The organism is Diaphorobacter sp. ED-3 (assembly GCF_027625375.1).
Taxonomy (GTDB): Bacteria; Pseudomonadota; Gammaproteobacteria; order Burkholderiales; family Burkholderiaceae_C; genus Diaphorobacter; species Diaphorobacter nitroreducens.
This window is the reverse complement of the sequence record NZ_CP115182.1, coordinates 2,665,633-2,679,504: the sequence shown is the minus strand read 5'-3', so window position 1 is coordinate 2,679,504 and position 13,872 is coordinate 2,665,633. Positions and strand designations below refer to the sequence as shown.

General features: G+C 64.5%; 20 protein-coding genes. 6 read left to right on the top strand and 14 right to left on the bottom strand.

Annotated elements, in window-relative coordinates; genetic code table 11:
- Positions 1-18 precede the first annotated feature (18 nt).
- Complete coding sequence (locus tag PCQ86_RS13075; protein ID WP_011805624.1) at positions 19-498, top strand: Lrp/AsnC ligand binding domain-containing protein; 480 nt, start codon at positions 19-21, stop codon at positions 496-498.
- Positions 499-553: 55 nt separating this feature from the next.
- On the opposite strand, the gene PCQ86_RS13070 is transcribed toward PCQ86_RS13075, so the two are convergent.
- From PCQ86_RS13070 to PCQ86_RS13050, 5 genes are all read right to left on the bottom strand, one after another.
- Complete coding sequence (locus PCQ86_RS13070) at positions 554-901, bottom strand: DUF4148 domain-containing protein (RefSeq protein ID WP_270173934.1); 348 nt, start codon at positions 899-901, stop codon at positions 554-556.
- A gap of 151 nt (positions 902-1,052) precedes the next feature.
- The gene (locus PCQ86_RS13065) at positions 1,053-1,532 is read right to left on the bottom strand and encodes a hypothetical protein (protein WP_270173933.1); all 480 of its coding nucleotides are present in this window, start codon (positions 1,530-1,532) and stop codon (positions 1,053-1,055) included.
- A 136-nt stretch (positions 1,533-1,668) separates the two neighbouring features.
- Entirely contained in the window at positions 1,669-2,136 is a 468-nt protein-coding gene (locus PCQ86_RS13060; protein WP_270173932.1) for a Spy/CpxP family protein refolding chaperone, read from the bottom strand.
- Complete coding sequence (locus tag PCQ86_RS13055) at positions 2,133-2,588, bottom strand: anti-sigma factor family protein (RefSeq protein ID WP_270173931.1); 456 nt, start codon at positions 2,586-2,588, stop codon at positions 2,133-2,135. Before PCQ86_RS13055 ends, PCQ86_RS13060 begins: the two co-directional genes overlap by 4 nt.
- A 15-nt stretch (positions 2,589-2,603) precedes the next feature.
- Complete coding sequence (locus tag PCQ86_RS13050) at positions 2,604-3,158, bottom strand: sigma-70 family RNA polymerase sigma factor (protein ID WP_270173930.1); 555 nt, start codon at positions 3,156-3,158, stop codon at positions 2,604-2,606.
- Positions 3,159-3,295: 137 nt separating this feature from the next.
- On the opposite strand from PCQ86_RS13050, the gene PCQ86_RS13045 reads away from it, so the two are divergent.
- Entirely contained in the window at positions 3,296-3,622 is a 327-nt protein-coding gene (locus PCQ86_RS13045) for a hypothetical protein (protein ID WP_270173929.1), read from the top strand.
- Positions 3,623-3,671: 49 nt separating this feature from the next.
- Positions 3,672-5,120 (top strand): 23S rRNA (uracil(1939)-C(5))-methyltransferase RlmD, encoded by a 1,449-nt coding sequence (gene rlmD / locus PCQ86_RS13040; protein WP_270173928.1) that lies wholly within the window; start codon positions 3,672-3,674, stop codon positions 5,118-5,120.
- A gap of 76 nt (positions 5,121-5,196) precedes the next feature.
- On the opposite strand, the gene PCQ86_RS13035 is transcribed toward rlmD, so the two are convergent.
- On the bottom strand, positions 5,197-5,583 hold the full coding sequence (locus PCQ86_RS13035) for a hypothetical protein (RefSeq protein ID WP_270173927.1): 387 nt from the start codon (positions 5,581-5,583) through the stop codon (positions 5,197-5,199).
- Positions 5,584-5,696: 113 nt separating this feature from the next.
- Complete coding sequence (locus tag PCQ86_RS13030) at positions 5,697-6,389, bottom strand: Bax inhibitor-1/YccA family protein (protein ID WP_172206691.1); 693 nt, start codon at positions 6,387-6,389, stop codon at positions 5,697-5,699.
- Positions 6,390-6,617: 228 nt separating this feature from the next.
- Between PCQ86_RS13030 and PCQ86_RS13025 the strand changes: the two genes are divergently transcribed.
- Complete coding sequence (locus tag PCQ86_RS13025) at positions 6,618-7,025, top strand: GlcG/HbpS family heme-binding protein (RefSeq protein WP_011805615.1); 408 nt, start codon at positions 6,618-6,620, stop codon at positions 7,023-7,025.
- 222 nt (positions 7,026-7,247) lie between these two features.
- On the opposite strand, the gene hemP is transcribed toward PCQ86_RS13025, so the two are convergent.
- The 6 genes from hemP to PCQ86_RS12995 form a co-directional block, all read right to left on the bottom strand.
- Positions 7,248-7,457, bottom strand: coding sequence for a hemin uptake protein HemP (gene hemP / locus PCQ86_RS13020; RefSeq protein ID WP_270173926.1), 210 nt, complete (start codon positions 7,455-7,457; stop codon positions 7,248-7,250).
- 196 nt (positions 7,458-7,653) lie between these two features.
- Positions 7,654-8,064, bottom strand: a complete 411-nt coding sequence (locus tag PCQ86_RS13015) for an ExbD/TolR family protein (RefSeq protein WP_270173925.1) — start codon at positions 8,062-8,064, stop codon at positions 7,654-7,656.
- Positions 8,065-8,070: 6 nt separating this feature from the next.
- Positions 8,071-8,787: a MotA/TolQ/ExbB proton channel family protein gene (locus PCQ86_RS13010; protein ID WP_011805612.1), complete on the bottom strand. Its 717-nt coding sequence runs from the start codon at positions 8,785-8,787 to the stop codon at positions 8,071-8,073.
- A 17-nt stretch (positions 8,788-8,804) separates the two neighbouring features.
- Positions 8,805-9,509 (bottom strand): energy transducer TonB, encoded by a 705-nt coding sequence (locus PCQ86_RS13005; RefSeq protein WP_270173924.1) that lies wholly within the window; start codon positions 9,507-9,509, stop codon positions 8,805-8,807.
- Positions 9,510-9,615: 106 nt separating this feature from the next.
- Positions 9,616-9,888: a (2Fe-2S)-binding protein gene (locus PCQ86_RS13000; RefSeq protein WP_015913041.1), complete on the bottom strand. Its 273-nt coding sequence runs from the start codon at positions 9,886-9,888 to the stop codon at positions 9,616-9,618.
- A gap of 187 nt (positions 9,889-10,075) precedes the next feature.
- Entirely contained in the window at positions 10,076-10,366 is a 291-nt protein-coding gene (locus PCQ86_RS12995; protein WP_011805609.1) for an SWIB/MDM2 domain-containing protein, read from the bottom strand.
- A gap of 224 nt (positions 10,367-10,590) precedes the next feature.
- On the opposite strand from PCQ86_RS12995, the gene rraA reads away from it, so the two are divergent.
- Positions 10,591-11,097 carry a ribonuclease E activity regulator RraA gene (gene rraA / locus PCQ86_RS12990; RefSeq protein WP_270173923.1) on the top strand — a complete coding sequence of 169 codons (507 nt, stop codon included), beginning with the start codon at positions 10,591-10,593 and terminating at the stop codon, positions 11,095-11,097.
- Between the two features lie 9 nt (positions 11,098-11,106).
- Here rraA and PCQ86_RS12985 read toward each other — a convergent pair whose 3' ends face one another.
- Positions 11,107-12,054, bottom strand: a complete 948-nt coding sequence (locus PCQ86_RS12985) for a DMT family transporter (RefSeq protein ID WP_270173922.1) — start codon at positions 12,052-12,054, stop codon at positions 11,107-11,109.
- 327 nt (positions 12,055-12,381) lie between these two features.
- Here PCQ86_RS12985 and aceA point away from each other — a divergent pair, with 327 nt between their 5' ends.
- Complete coding sequence (gene aceA, locus PCQ86_RS12980; RefSeq protein ID WP_103737648.1) at positions 12,382-13,713, top strand: isocitrate lyase; 1,332 nt, start codon at positions 12,382-12,384, stop codon at positions 13,711-13,713.
- Positions 13,714-13,872: the final 159 nt, after the last annotated feature.

Below are 13,872 nucleotides of genomic sequence, written 5' to 3'. Positions count from 1 at the left end.
CCACCGAATTTTTGCTCAATGACCGGCCAATTTCCCACTGATCTGGATCGCATCGATCGCAGGATATTGAAGATCCTGCAAGACGATGGGCGCATCTCCAACCTCAAGCTGGCAGAGACCGTGGCGCTGTCGCCCACTGCCGTGCTCGCGCGGGTGCAGCGGCTCACGCGCGAAGGCTACATCCTGGGGTATGAGGCGCGGCTCAATCCCCTCAAGCTGGGCGCGGGCATGCTGGTGTTCGTGGAGGTGCTGCTGGACCGCACCACGCCCAACGTGTTCGACCAGTTCAAGGCCGCGGTGCAGGTGCATCCCGAGGTCATGGAATGCCACATGGTGGCCGGCGGTTTCGACTACCTGCTCAAGACGCGCTGCGCCGATATGAATGCCTACCGCCAGTTCGCCGGCGCCGTGTTGTGGCAGTTGCCCGGCGTGCGCGAGACGCGCACCTACGCGGTGATGGAAGAGGTCAAGCACTCCAACCACCTGTACCTGGGTTGAAGCCCTTCGGTACGGAAGACGCAACGCCCGCGTCGTGCGGGCGTTGTGTTTTCCATCAGCCCGCCGGGTACAGCGATTGGCGTTCCCTGTGTTGTGCCGAAGTTTCGTTGCGCATCGCATCGATCACCTGCTGGCGGGTCCTGGTCGAAGCCGTTGAGGGTGCCGGTTCCGGAAAGCTGCTTTCCCCATAGGACAGGCGGTCCTGTCGCACTGCGGTCTCGGTTTCTGCCCTGACTTGCTCACGGGTCCGATCACTCTTGAAGTGCGCGGGGTGAACGACCACGCCCGCTTCGTTGTTGGCAGAGTGCCAGTAGCCGGCAGATGCCATCGTTGGCAGACCGAGTGCTGCGACGGCAGCCACGCTTGCGATCACGGAGAAAAGAGGAGGTCGGCGACCCGTCATGTTCAATATCCTGTGTTGGTTTGCCGGAGCGTGCATATCCCGCCCTTGCGCAGGGGGGCGCAAAGGGGCGCTCACAGCAGATGAATGCTTGGAAGGGGGCTGGCATGCACCGGGGTGTGCAGCCGCCCCTCCTGTACTTGCGGTCTGCCCCTTAGTGGGACAGCGGGATGGCCTTCCAGCCGCTGTGGCTGAAGTACTTGCCGTAGGCATTGGAGGCCTGGGCCACCTTGACCACGCCCTCGGCGCGCTTGTCCTCGCCGTGCTTGCCTTGCGCGGCCTCGGCACCGGCCATCAGGTCGGCCACGATGATGTGCAGCTGTGCATCGGCGGCGGGCGGCAGCTTGCAGTTCTCCACCATGTAGGCGACCTGCTGGTTGACGGAGTTGGCGAAGGCGTCGTAATCGGCCGGCGTGGCCTTGCCCGCGTGAGCGGTGGGCAGGATCTGCGTGACCGATCCGCGCACGGCCGTCATGGCCTTGCGCAGCGGCGCGTCGGTTTCCCACTTCTTGCCGGCGTTGAGCTGCAGTTGGTGGGTTTCGGCACTGCCGCCATGGTTGTGTGCGTCGGCGGCGTAAACGGCCAGCGGGGTTGCCAGGGCGGCGGACAGCAGCAGTGCGGTGAAGGTGTTCATGAGAATGCTCCGTTGAAAAGTTGAACCATCAAGGCAGCCGCTCAAGGGAATGTCTGGCTGCCTTGCCTACTTCAACGAAGGGGGTGCCTCAATGTTCCATCTCATTTATACCTTTTTCCTTCTCTCATCTCGGCGTTCACTTGCGGTGCAGCATTTCCTCCTCGGTGGCTTCTTCTGCATAGCGGGTCAGCAGCAATTGCAGGAGCCGCGTGCGCTGGGCGTCGTCCAGCATGGCGCGCTCGGCCAAGAGTTGGTCAATCACGCGCTGTTGCTGCGCGGCCTGCAGGCGGGCGATGGCGGCCTGCTCGGCGTCAATGGCGGTGCGCTCTGGTGCATCAGCAAAGATGTGGCGCACCAGGGCTTCGCGGTGGCGGCGTATGTCACTCCAGTTGGACGACAGGTCATGGAGGAAGGGGGTTTCCATGCCTTCCCAGCGCGCGCGCTGTTCGGGAGTGAGCTTCAGATACTCGGGCAGGTGGACCACGGGAGGCGCGCCGCCCTCGACCGTGTCCGGCGCAGGGCGCAGCACCAGTGCGGCAACCACGCCCAGGTTGAGCGCCAGCGAGATCGCCAGCAGGGTGCGAATCCAGGCAGGGTTTTTCATGGCAGGGTTCTCGGCAAACGGCAGATTTCGGCGGCGGCGCACAGCCCGCCTGGCGGCACAGGGTCGAACACGCGCGCCATGGCAGGGCTGGCAGCCGGAAGGGCCGCGCCCGTGCCCAGCAGCAACCCCCCCAGCCAGACACCGGACACCAGCGCGGCCCCCGCGGCGAGGCCCGTGGGCATCCAGCCCAGCAGGTTCCAGCCGGTGCGCCGGGACCGGGTGGGTCGTTGCGCCAGGTCCTGCGCCAGGCGGTCCTGCAGTTGCGCCGCCAGGTCGAAACCCAGCGCGGGCGAGGGCAGGGCCAGCAATTGCTGGCGCTGCGTCTGCAATGCGGCAAGGTGCTGGCTGCACAGGGGGCAGGCGTGCAGGTGCTGCTGCAGCGCGACCTGCGCATGCGCGGGCAGCGCATGGTCGATCAAAGCGGAAAGGTCTTCGGTGCGAGGGCAGTTCATGGCGGCTCCTTGCGTTCAGCGTGGCATGAGTTGCAGCAGCCCGGCGCGTGCGCGGGCAATGCGGGATTTGACGGTGCCCAGGCTGATGCCCAGCACCTCGGCGATGTCCTCGTAGGCCATGTCTTCGATGTCGCGCAGCAGCAGGATCTCGCGGTGCTCCACCGAGAGCCGCTGCAGCGCGCCTTCCAGCGCTTCGATGCGCTGGCGGGCCTGCAGTGCAGCCTCGGGCGTGGGGGTGTCCGCCGGCATCTGCTCGGACAGGGTCTCGTCCAGTTCCACGAACGCGACACGCTGCGCGCGGCGCAACAGGTCCAACGCCTGGTTGCGCGCGATGCGAAACAGCCAGGTGGACAGTTGTGCGTCCGGCTGCCAGCGGGGCAGTGCCTGGTAGGCGTTCAAGAAAGTCTCCTGGGCGAGTTCGCGCGCATCCTCCTGCGAGCGCGTCATGCGGAACAAAAAACGGTAGATGCGGTCCTCGTAGCGGGCCACCAGTTCGGAGAACGCCGCGACCTCGCCGCGCTGGGCGCGGGCGATGCAGTCGCTCTCTTCAAGGTGGCTCAGGGGGCGCATTGCCTCTTTCAACGCAGGGCCGCAGCAAAAGTTCCATGAAACCGTCGACACGGGGCCGGGAACAGCCGCTTACCGGGGCGGGCGCAAACTCCGCAATAATGCGCCGCATTCACAGCACAAGAAGGAAGGGAACCCTCATGCGAGCCATTCGCTTTGCCACGGCCTCGGCCGCCGCCATAATTGCCGGACTGTTTGCACCGGGCGCGTGGGCTACTTGCTACGTGATCTATGGCGCAGACCAGCAGGTCATCTACCGCTCGCAGACCCCCCCTGTGGACCTGTCGCGCAACCTGCACGAAACCCTGCCCCAGGTCGCGCCCGGCGGCACGCTGGTGTTTTCCTTGGACAACTATGGCTGCGAGGTGGAAGTCAACCGCCTGCCTTCCAATGTGGCTGCGGTCCGCAAGGATGCCGCTGCAGGCGCCCCCACCGCGCCCCGTGCGCCGCGCGCCAGCCGCAGCTGAAAGCCGCCCGCGCGGCGGCAGGGGTGGGCCGGCCTGAGACAATCGAGGCATGAGCGACCCCACAGAATTCAGCCCACCACCGCCCACCTCCACGGTTCTTCCCCCCGGCTGGCTTGAAGTCACCGCCATGGACATGGACGCCCAAGGCGTCGCGCGCAAGCCCGATGGCAAGGTGGTGTTCATCGACGGCGCACTGCCCACCGAGCTGGTCAGCGCCAACACCCACCGCAAGAAGAACAACTGGGAGCAGGCCAGCCTCACGGAAGTCCACCGCCAGTCCAGCCAGCGCGTACAGCCCGGCTGTCCGCACTTCGGCCTGCACGCGGGCGCCTGCGGCGGCTGCAAGATGCAGCATCTGCACGTGGCGGCCCAGGTGGCCGTGAAACAGCGCGTGCTGGAAGACAACCTCTGGCACCTGGGGAAAGTGAAGGCCGAGACCATCCTGCGCCCCATTGAAGGCCCTGCCTGGGGCTACCGCTACCGGGCGCGCCTGTCCGTGCGCTACGTGCCCAAGAAGGACAAGGTGCTCGTGGGCTTTCACGAGCGCAAGAGCCGCTACATCGCCGACATGGAGACCTGCAAGATCCTGCCGCCGCATGTGGACGCCATGCTGATGCCGCTGCGCGCCCTGATCGGCAGCATGGCCGCACGCGACACCTGCCCGCAGATCGAGCTGGCCTGCGGCGATACGGTCACGGCGCTGGTGCTGCGCCACCTGGAGCCGCTGTCCCCGGAGGACAAAGACAAGTTGCGCGCCTTTGCCGCCGCGCATGGCGTGCAATGGTGGCTGCAGCCCAAGGGGCCGGACACGGTGCACCTGCTGGACGAGGGCGGTGAGCCGCTTGCCTATGGGCTGCCCGACTTCGGCATCACCATGCCCTTCAAACCCACCGACTTCACGCAGGTCAACCCGCACATCAACCGCGTGCTGGTCACGCGCGCGCTGCGCCTGCTGGACGCGCGCAAGGACGAGCGCGTGATCGACTGGTTCTGCGGCCTGGGCAACTTCACGCTGCCCATCGCCACCCAGGCGCGCGAGGTGCTGGGCATCGAGGGCAGTGAGGCGCTGGTGGCGCGTTCGCGCGAGAATTACCAGTCAAATCAGGCCAAAAGGCAGGATGGATCTGCGCTGGCAGCTACCAGCTTTGTAGCGCGCAACCTGTTCGAGATGACGCCTGAGATGCTCATTGGCGATGGCGCCTCCGACAAATGGCTGGTGGACCCGCCGCGCGAGGGGGCGTTCGCATTGTCCAAGGCGCTGGCGGACATCCACCAGGCGCGCATCGGTGCCGAGGACGCGCCGCCGCTGCCCGCTGGGCATGAAGGCTGGCAGCCCCCCCGGCGCATCGTCTACGTGAGCTGCAACCCGGCCACGCTGGCGCGGGACGCGGGCCTGCTGGTGCACCAGGCGGGCTACCGCTGTGTGGCGGCGGGGGTGGTCAACATGTTTCCGCACACGGCCCATGTGGAGAGCATGGCAGTGTTCGAGCGGGGCTGACGCCCGCGGTGGCTCAAGACGTTTTTGGCCAGGAGCGCTTGCCTGGCAAGCGTCAGCAGCTATCGTTTGAATAGCATCAGCTGCGGTTGCGGGAGGTGCGGTCCTCGGTCTGCAGGTCCACCTCTTCGTCACTTGCGCGGCGACTGGCGGGCTTTTTCTCCAACTGCGTGAGTACCGAGGCCGTGCCCTCGATCTTGTTCTCGCGCATGTACAGATCCATGTCCTTCCAGCCCGCGAACACCTGGGCCTTGGGGGCCTTGGGGTTCAGCGTGAAGCAGTCCTCCAGCCCGCGCAGCGCATGCCGGCAGGCGCCACCGATGGCCTTGGCCTCGGCCTCACGCTGGGCCACGCGCGGGTCCGGCCCCATGCCGGGAATCTCACAACCCGCCAGCGGCAGCAGCGCGGCAGCGATCAGGGCGGCGCGAGCGCCGGCGGCAAGGAGGGGGTGGTGGCGAGGCAGCATGTACAGGGGTTATCGGCAGGCGTGCCGTCAAGTTGAGGCTGTCAGCCAAGGGCGGACGTGAAAAAGGCCCCGGAAATCGGGGCCTTGCGACGCTTGTGCGGTGGGAAGGCCGTTCAGTCGCGCTCGCCGCCCATGATGCCCAGCAGGGCCAGCAGGCTCTGGAACACGTTGAAGATGTCCAGGTACAGCGCCAGTGTGGCGCTGATGTAGTTGGTCTCGCCGCCGTCCAGGATCTGCTTCAGGTCGTACAGCATGTAGGCACTGAAGATGCCGATCGCTGCCACCGAGATGGCCATCATGCCGGCCGACGAGCCCACGAACACGTTGATGATGGCGCCCACCATGAGCACCAGCGCGCCCACGAACAGCCACTTGCCCATGCCCGACAGGTCGCGCTTGATGACGCTGGCCAGGCTGGCCATGACGAAGAACACGCCCGCCGTGCCGGCGAAGGCCGTCATGACGAGGTCGCTGCCGTTCTTGAAGCCCAGCACCATGCCGATCAGGCGCGACAGCATCAGGCCCATGAAGAAGGTGAAGGCCAGCAGTACCGGCACGCCCGCGGCCGAGCGCTTGGTTTTCTCGATGGCGAACATGAAGCCGAAGGCGCCGCCGAGGAACACGATCAGCCCCAGGCCGCCGCGCAGCGACTGCGTGATGCCCGTGGCCACGCCGATCCAGGCGCCCAGCACGGTGGGCAGCAGGCTGAGCGCCAGCAGCCAGTACGTGTTGCGCAGCACGCGGTGGCGCTGCTCCTGCGAGATGCCATAGCCCGCGGAGCCGACACTGGTGATTTCTGGGTTCATCTGGTTTCTCTCCTGATTGGCCTGCACAGCGCAGACCCGAATGATTCTATGTGGTGGCTTTTGGCGCCGAATGCAATACCCGCGCACCATCCCGTACTTTATGGGTTGCATTCTTTTGCCCTGCGGCGGGGCATTGGGCGGGCCCGCTGGCACTATGCTTTTCGTTTTCCCGTTGCGCGCCCTGCCGGCTGGCCGGGCGCATCCACCCACCTCCTGCAGGACTGCCTCATGAAGACCAAACCCGAACTTGAACTCTCCGACGTCAAGCTGATCGCCGCCGCCGCCGAGGCCGAGGCCCTGAAGAACCAGTGGGCCGTGACCATCGCCATCGTGGACGACGGCGGACATCTGCTGTGGCTGCAGCGCCTGGACGGGGCCGCAGCGGTGTCCGCGCACATCGCGCCGGCCAAGGCCCACACGGCCGCCTTGGGCCGCCGCGAGAGCAAGGGCTATGAAGACGTGATCAACGGCGGCCGCACGGCCTTCCTGAGCGCGCCTGCGCTGCAGGGCATGCTGGAAGGCGGCGTACCCATCATGAAGAACGGCCAGTGCCTGGGCGCCGTGGGCGTGAGCGGCGTGAAGTCCCATGAGGACGCGCAGATTGCGCGCGCGGGGATTGCGGCGATCGGGCTGTAAGCACTCATCGGGACTGGATTGCTATTGTTTTGATAGCTGCTAGCGCTTGGTGGAAGGGCGCTAGGGACCAAAAACATATTGGGTTCCAACAGAAAAACCGGCGCGTGGGCCGGTTTTTTGCATGGGTGTGCAGGGAAAAAAAGCCTGGCTACGCGGGCATGCCCGTTGGCTGGCCAATACGACCCTTCGGACCGAGGTCCTGGAGTCGCCCCACGATGAAACTTATTTGGTCAGGATCAGCTTGCCGAGTTTGGTGGCCTGCAGCCGGTAGACGGCGCCGTTGTGCACGATGGCCACGGCCTTCTGGCCGCGCAGCAGGGTGCTGCTGTCGACCGCGCGGCCTTCGGCGTGGGACGCCGGGCTGGAATCGGCCGGCACTGCGAACATGCGGGGTGCGGTCAGTGCGGACGGTACGGTCAGGCTGGCATGCATGGTGAAGTCTCGGTGCGTTACGGTGATCAAATGATAACCATTCTCAATTAAAGATCAAGCATCCGGGGCTGAAAATTGCCTGTCGATTCGTATCCAGATGCAAGAGGCAGCCCCCGCAGGTGGCGCTGGCGACGGTGCTGCGCCGCCCGTGGGGCGGCAGCTGTGAAGGCCGGCGCGCCGGCGCGACCGTGGTGCGTCAGGGCGTCGGGTCGGTCACGAAGCCGATCTTGCGCACGCCCGCGCGTTGCGCCGCCGACATCGCCTGCGCCACGCGCTCGTAGCGCACGTCCTTGTCGCCGCGGATGTGCAGGTCCGGCTGCGGGTCCTTGCGGGCCTCGGCCCGCAGGCGCGGCTCCAGCTCGTCGTCGCCGATCGTGGTCTCGTTCCAGTGGTACTTGCCGTCGGCCGTCACCGACAGGCGGATGGTTTCGGGCTTGATGATTTCGCGTTCGTTGGATGCACGCGGCAGGTCCACCGGCACCGCGTGCTTCATCACCGGCACGGTGATGATGAAGATGATGAGCAGCACCAGCATGACGTCCACCAGCGGCGTCATGTTGATTTCGTTCATCACCTCGTCGGCATCGTCCTGGGTTCCGAAAGCCATGGCGCATCAGCCTTTCTTGATGGGCAGCACCTTGGCTGCCTCGCCGTGTACCGAAACGCGCGCGCCGGTGACGAAGTAGGCGTGCAGATCGTGCGCAAAGCTGTTGAGGCTGTGCAGGATGGATTTGTTGCCCCGCACCAGGGCGTTGTAGCCCAGCACGGCGGGAATGGCCACGGCCAGGCCCAGCGCGGTCATGATCAGCGCCTCGCCGATCGGGCCGGCCACCTTGTCGATGGTCGACTGGCCCGAGGCGCCGATGGCCACCAACGCATGGTAGATACCCCACACGGTGCCGAAGAGGCCGATGAATGGCGCCGTGGAGCCCACGGAGGCCAGGATGGCCAGGCCCGACTGCACGCGCGCCGTGAACTCGTCGATGCAGTTGCGCAGGCAGCGCGTGACCCAGTCGCTCACGTCCAGGCTGTCATGCAGATGGGCCTGCGTGTTGCGGTGGTGCTGCGTGGCTTCGCGGCCTTCCAAGGCGAGGTGGCGGAAGGGGTTGCTCGGGTCGGAGCCCAGCTTGGTCAGGCCGGCGGCGAAGTCTTCGCTGTGCCAGAAGTCGCGTGCCTGGCGGGCGTGTTTCTTGAACTTCAGGATGTCCAGCGCCTTGATGATGATGACGATCCACGATGCCAGCGACATGCCGATGAGCAGCACAGCGACGGCGCGGGTGACGAAGTCGCCCTGTACCCAGACATTGGCAATGCCGAAATGCGATTCCATGAAAACTCCTGCGAGACTTATTGTTGGAGAACGAAATTGATCGGGACCAGATTCCACATGGCTTCTGGCACGCCGTTGCGCTTGCCGGGTACGAAGCGCCAGCGCATGACGGCGTCGATGGCCTGGCGGTCCAGGCGCTCGAAACCGCTGGACTGCTTGACCTCCACTTTCTGCGGCAGTCCGTCGGTGCCGATGAGCACGCGCAGCATCACTTTGCCTTGTTCTCCCAGCCGCTTGCTCACGGCGGGGTAGACGGGCTTGGGGTTGTTCAGGTAGCTCGCGTCGCTGGAGGGCAACTCGATGCTGGGTGCGGCCGGCGCCGGTGGAGCCGCGGGGGCCGCCGGTGCGGTGACGGGCGCGGCGGCCGCAACCGGTGGGGCCGGGGGCTGAGGCTCTACGACGCCCCTGGGCGCGGCGGGGGCGGGTGTCGGGTCGGGGACCGCCACGGGCATGGGAGCGGGGCGCGGCTTGGGCGCCACGGGTTTGGGCGGCGCCGGGGCTGGTTTGGGCGGCGGCGGAGCGGGGGGGGCCGGTGGGGCCGGAGGCGCGGGCGGCGCGATGAATTCGCTCAACACCTCAGCAGGGATGATGATCTCCGCCGTCTTGCGCACCAGACCCGATTGCAGGGCCCAAAGGCCGGCCACGTGCAGCACCACCACGGAGCCTGCGATCACGGCATTGCGGCTCAAGCCCCCGGGGGAGCCGTATCGGTCAGAGGACATAAAAATGATAGCTGCTGGCGCTTGTCCAGCTTGGTCGAAAGGCCAAAAAGCCTTGAATAGGCGGTCTATTTATGCAGGATCCACCAGACCGAGCATATGACGATGATCAGACTTCCTGCGAGTGCGTAGAACAGTTGCATGCCTTGCCTTCCGGGATGAGGGTGGCAAGCTGGACGGCTGTGGGATCGGTGTCCTTGTACAGGGCGGCCACCGGCTGCGATGCGCAGCACTGCGCCACGACATCGCGGGCACAGTCTTCGCAGCGGCCGCACTGGGTGGCGACGCCCAACTCGAACTGAATCTCATCGAAGCTCATACCTGCGCGCGCATGGCGTGCAATCTCCCGGTCGGAAACGCGGTGGCAAACACAGACGATCATGGTGCAGGCAGTCGTGGCTGGCTATGGACGATGAACTGATTATAAATGCGAATTCATCGCATTTGCAGTCCTTGACCCCACTGCCGTGTAAGAAACCATTGCCGAGTGCCTTGCAGGCGAAAAAAAACCGGCATGCGCATGCCGGTTTTTGTTCGCCCGGCTCTCGCAGAGAGCCTGGCAGGGCAGATTACTTGACGTGCTTGCCAATCAGCCCGGCCATTTCGAACATCGAGACCTGGGGCTTGCCGAACACTTCCTTGAGCTTGGCATCCGCGTTGATCATGCGCTTGTTGGAGGCGTCCTGCAGGTTGTGCGCCTTGATGTACACCCACAGCTTGCTGATGATCTCCGTGCGCGGCAGCGGGGTGGCGCCGACCACGGCCGCCAGAGCGGGGCTGGGGGTCAGGGGCTTCATGAAAGCGGCGTTGGGGGTGCGCTTCTTTGCGGGTGCTGCGGACGCGGTCTTTGCAGTTGCCATGTTGGGTTGTTCCTTGTTGGAAATGAAATATGTCACCAGCGAACGCCGCAGCTCCACTGGCAGCGGTGATGCTACTGGGAAAAAAACCGGTTTCCAAGGCGAGCTGCCTCTTTTTTGCCTCGATTTGTTGCTCTGGCGGCCAACCGCCGGCACGCGCGAGAATGCGCCACCGCAGCTTGCTGCGGCGCACCATCCCCTTTTATGCACAGAAAGGCTTCCCTTCCATGTCCGCACACCCGACCCCGGCCATCAGCACCTGCGATCTCTGCGACGCCCACAAGGGTGACGACAGTGGCGCGTTCCGCGTGCTGCCGCCCGTGTTCCAGAGCTACGGAGCGCTACCCTGTTTCAGCGGCCCCGTGAGCACGGTGAAATGCTTCGAGGACAACACGCTGGTCAAGGCGGCCGTGGATTCGCCGGGCAACGGGCGCGTGTTGGTGGTGGACGGTGGAGCTTCGCTGCGTCGCGCGCTGGTGGGGGGCAATCTGGCAGCCAGCGCGGCGCGCAATGGCTGGGCCGGTATCGTCGTGAATGGCTGCGTGCGCGACGTGGCAGAACTGAATGCCGAGCGCGTGGGTATCCGCGCACTCGCACTCATGCCGTTGCCCACCGAAAAGCGGGGCGAAGGGCTTTCTGACGTGGCGGTGCAGGTACAGGGCGTGTGGGTGCGGCCGGGCGACTGGCTGTATGCGGATGCCGACGGCATCGTGATCAGCGACCACGCGCTGTAACGTCGCCGGTCAGGCGCGCATGTCGCGGCCGGTGCGCCACGGCAGCCGTGCGGGCATCGTGGCCAGTACGACGCTGGCCAGTGCGATGCCAAAGGCCATGAACTGCATGGTCGTGAAGCGCTCGCCCAGCGCCAGCACGCCCACCAGCGCCGCGCTCACCGGCAGCAGCACGGTGAATACGCCGCTCTGCGCGGCGGGGACGGTCTTCAGGCCGGTCATCCACAGCCACACGCTCCACATGCATGCTGCCATGGCGTAGAACACCAGCAGCAACCAAGTGGGCCAGCGTACGGCCGTGAAGTCGAAGTACAGGGCGAAATACAGCCCGAAAGGCATCGAGAGCATGAAGCCCCACAGGTTGATCAGCGCCGTGATGCGCCGTGGCCCCAGCGCGCCGGTGAGCTTCTTGCCGATGACGGAATAGGCGGCCTCGCACAGCGATGCGGCCAGCAGCAGGGCATAGCCCAGCCATTGCAAGTTTTGGGCATTTTCGGGCTGTAGGGCATTGCTGGCGTGTGCGGAGTGCTCTGGTTTGGATAGCGCAAACAGCACAATGCCCGCCACTGCGCAGGCCACCGCCACCCAGGTGCGGGTCGCCACATGTTCACGCAGGAACAGCCAGCTCATGACCGCCACGCATGCGGGGATGGTCGCCATGATCACCCCGGCAGAGGTCGCGCTGGTGAGGCTCACGCCGTAGATCATGCAAACGGTGAACAGAAAGTTGCCCAGCAGCGACTGCAGAAAAAGCAGGCCTTGGGTCTGCCGCGTCAGAGGTGGCTCCTGGTGCGGCTTCTTCAACCATCCGAGCATGGCCATTGCGCCGATACCGAAACGCAACCACGCCAGCAAAAGCACGGGGAACGCCGCGGCCAGCGGCTTGGAGAGCGCCACGTAGGCACCCACCAGCATCATGCTGAGCGCCAGGCAAAGGTATGCGGTGGGGCGGTTTGGCATCTGATGAAGATTCCGAACGGAGGCTCCATCATGCATGAGCGCGGGGCAGCCCATGGAAAGGAACTCACCAGACCTGCTATTTCGCATGGAGAAAGTCTAATTTCTCATTGCGAAAATTTTGTTTGTTGCGTTGCGGAAAAATTTCTCGATACGAGAAATGAATTTTCATATAGAGATATATAGAGCATAAGCCATTGATTTTTATGGCTTAAATTTATCTCTTATATAAGACATAAGAGATTGATGTGGTCTTATAGAAGACTTAAAGTTGTGTCCAAGGGTCCCGGGAGCGGTACCCGCCCATTCCTTCATCTCTTGGAGAGCAACATGCCAGATTCCCTGAACGCACAACTGAGCCGTGAGCAGCAAATCGCAGCCCTGGAAAAGGACTGGGCCCAGAATCCCCGCTGGAAGAGCGTGAAGCGCGGCTACACAGCAGCTGACGTGGTGCGTCTGCGTGGCAGCCTCCAGCCCGAATACACGCTGGCCAAGCGTGGCGCAGAGAAGCTGTGGGACAAGATCAATGGCGGCGCCAAGAAGGGCTATGTGAATGCCTTCGGTGCCATCACCGCCGGCCAAGCCATGCAGCAAGCCAAGGCGGGCCTGGAAGCCGTGTACCTGTCGGGCTGGCAGGTGGCCGCTGACGGCAACACCAGCGAGACCATGTACCCCGACCAGTCGCTGTATGCCTATGACTCGGTGCCCACGATGGTGCGCCGCATCAACAACACCTTCAAGCGTGCCGACGAGATCCAGTGGGGCCGCGGTATCAATCCCGGCGACAAGGAATTCATCGACTACTTCCTGCCCATCGTGGCCGACGCCGAAGCCGGCTTCGGCGGCGTGCTGAACGCCTTCGAACTGATGAAGAACATGATTGCCGCTGGCGCGGCCGGCGTGCACTTCGAAGACCAACTGGCTGCCGTGAAGAAGTGCGGGCACATGGGCGGCAAGGTCCTCGTGCCTACACAGGAAGCCATCGAAAAGCTGATCGCTGCCCGCTTCGCTGCCGACGTGATGGGCGTGCCCACCATCGTGCTGGCCCGCACCGATGCCGAGGCCGCCAACCTGATCACCAGCGACCACGACGCCAACGACAAGCCGTTCTTGACGGGCGAGCGTACGCAGGAAGGCTTCTATCGCGTGAAGAATGGTCTGGAGCAAGCCATCAGCCGCGGTGTGGCCTACGCCCCCTACGCCGACCTGGTGTGGTGCGAGACCGGCACGCCCGACCTTGGTTTTGCCCGCGAGTTCGCCCAGGCCGTGCATGCGAAGTGCCCCGGCAAGCTGCTGTCGTACAACTGCTCGCCGTCCTTCAACTGGAAGAAGAACCTGGACGAGAAGACCATCGCCAAGTTCCAGGACGAGCTGTCGGCACTCGGCTACAAGTACCAGTTCATCACGCTGGCCGGCATCCACATCAACTGGTACAACACGTTCCAGTTCGCCCATGCTTATGCCCGCGGCGAAGGCATGAAGCACTACGTGAACATGGTGCAGGAGCCCGAGTTCGCCGCACGTGAGCAGGGCTACACCTTCGTGTCGCACCAGCAGGAGGTGGGCGCAGGCTATTTCGACGACGTGACCACCGTGATCCAGGGTGGTTCTTCGAGCGTGAAGGCGCTGACCGGCTCCACCGAAGAAGAGCAGTTCCACTGATCTTCTTGGTTGATGCGAGAAGCCCGGGGGCCCGCCTCGGGCTTTTCTATTGCTGGAGGGTAAAATGCCACATCTGTTCACCAACAAGGGCGAGAAAGGCAATCTGGTTATGACACCGCGAACTACGACGGAGATCTGTTCCAGCCGCTGAGGCTGGCC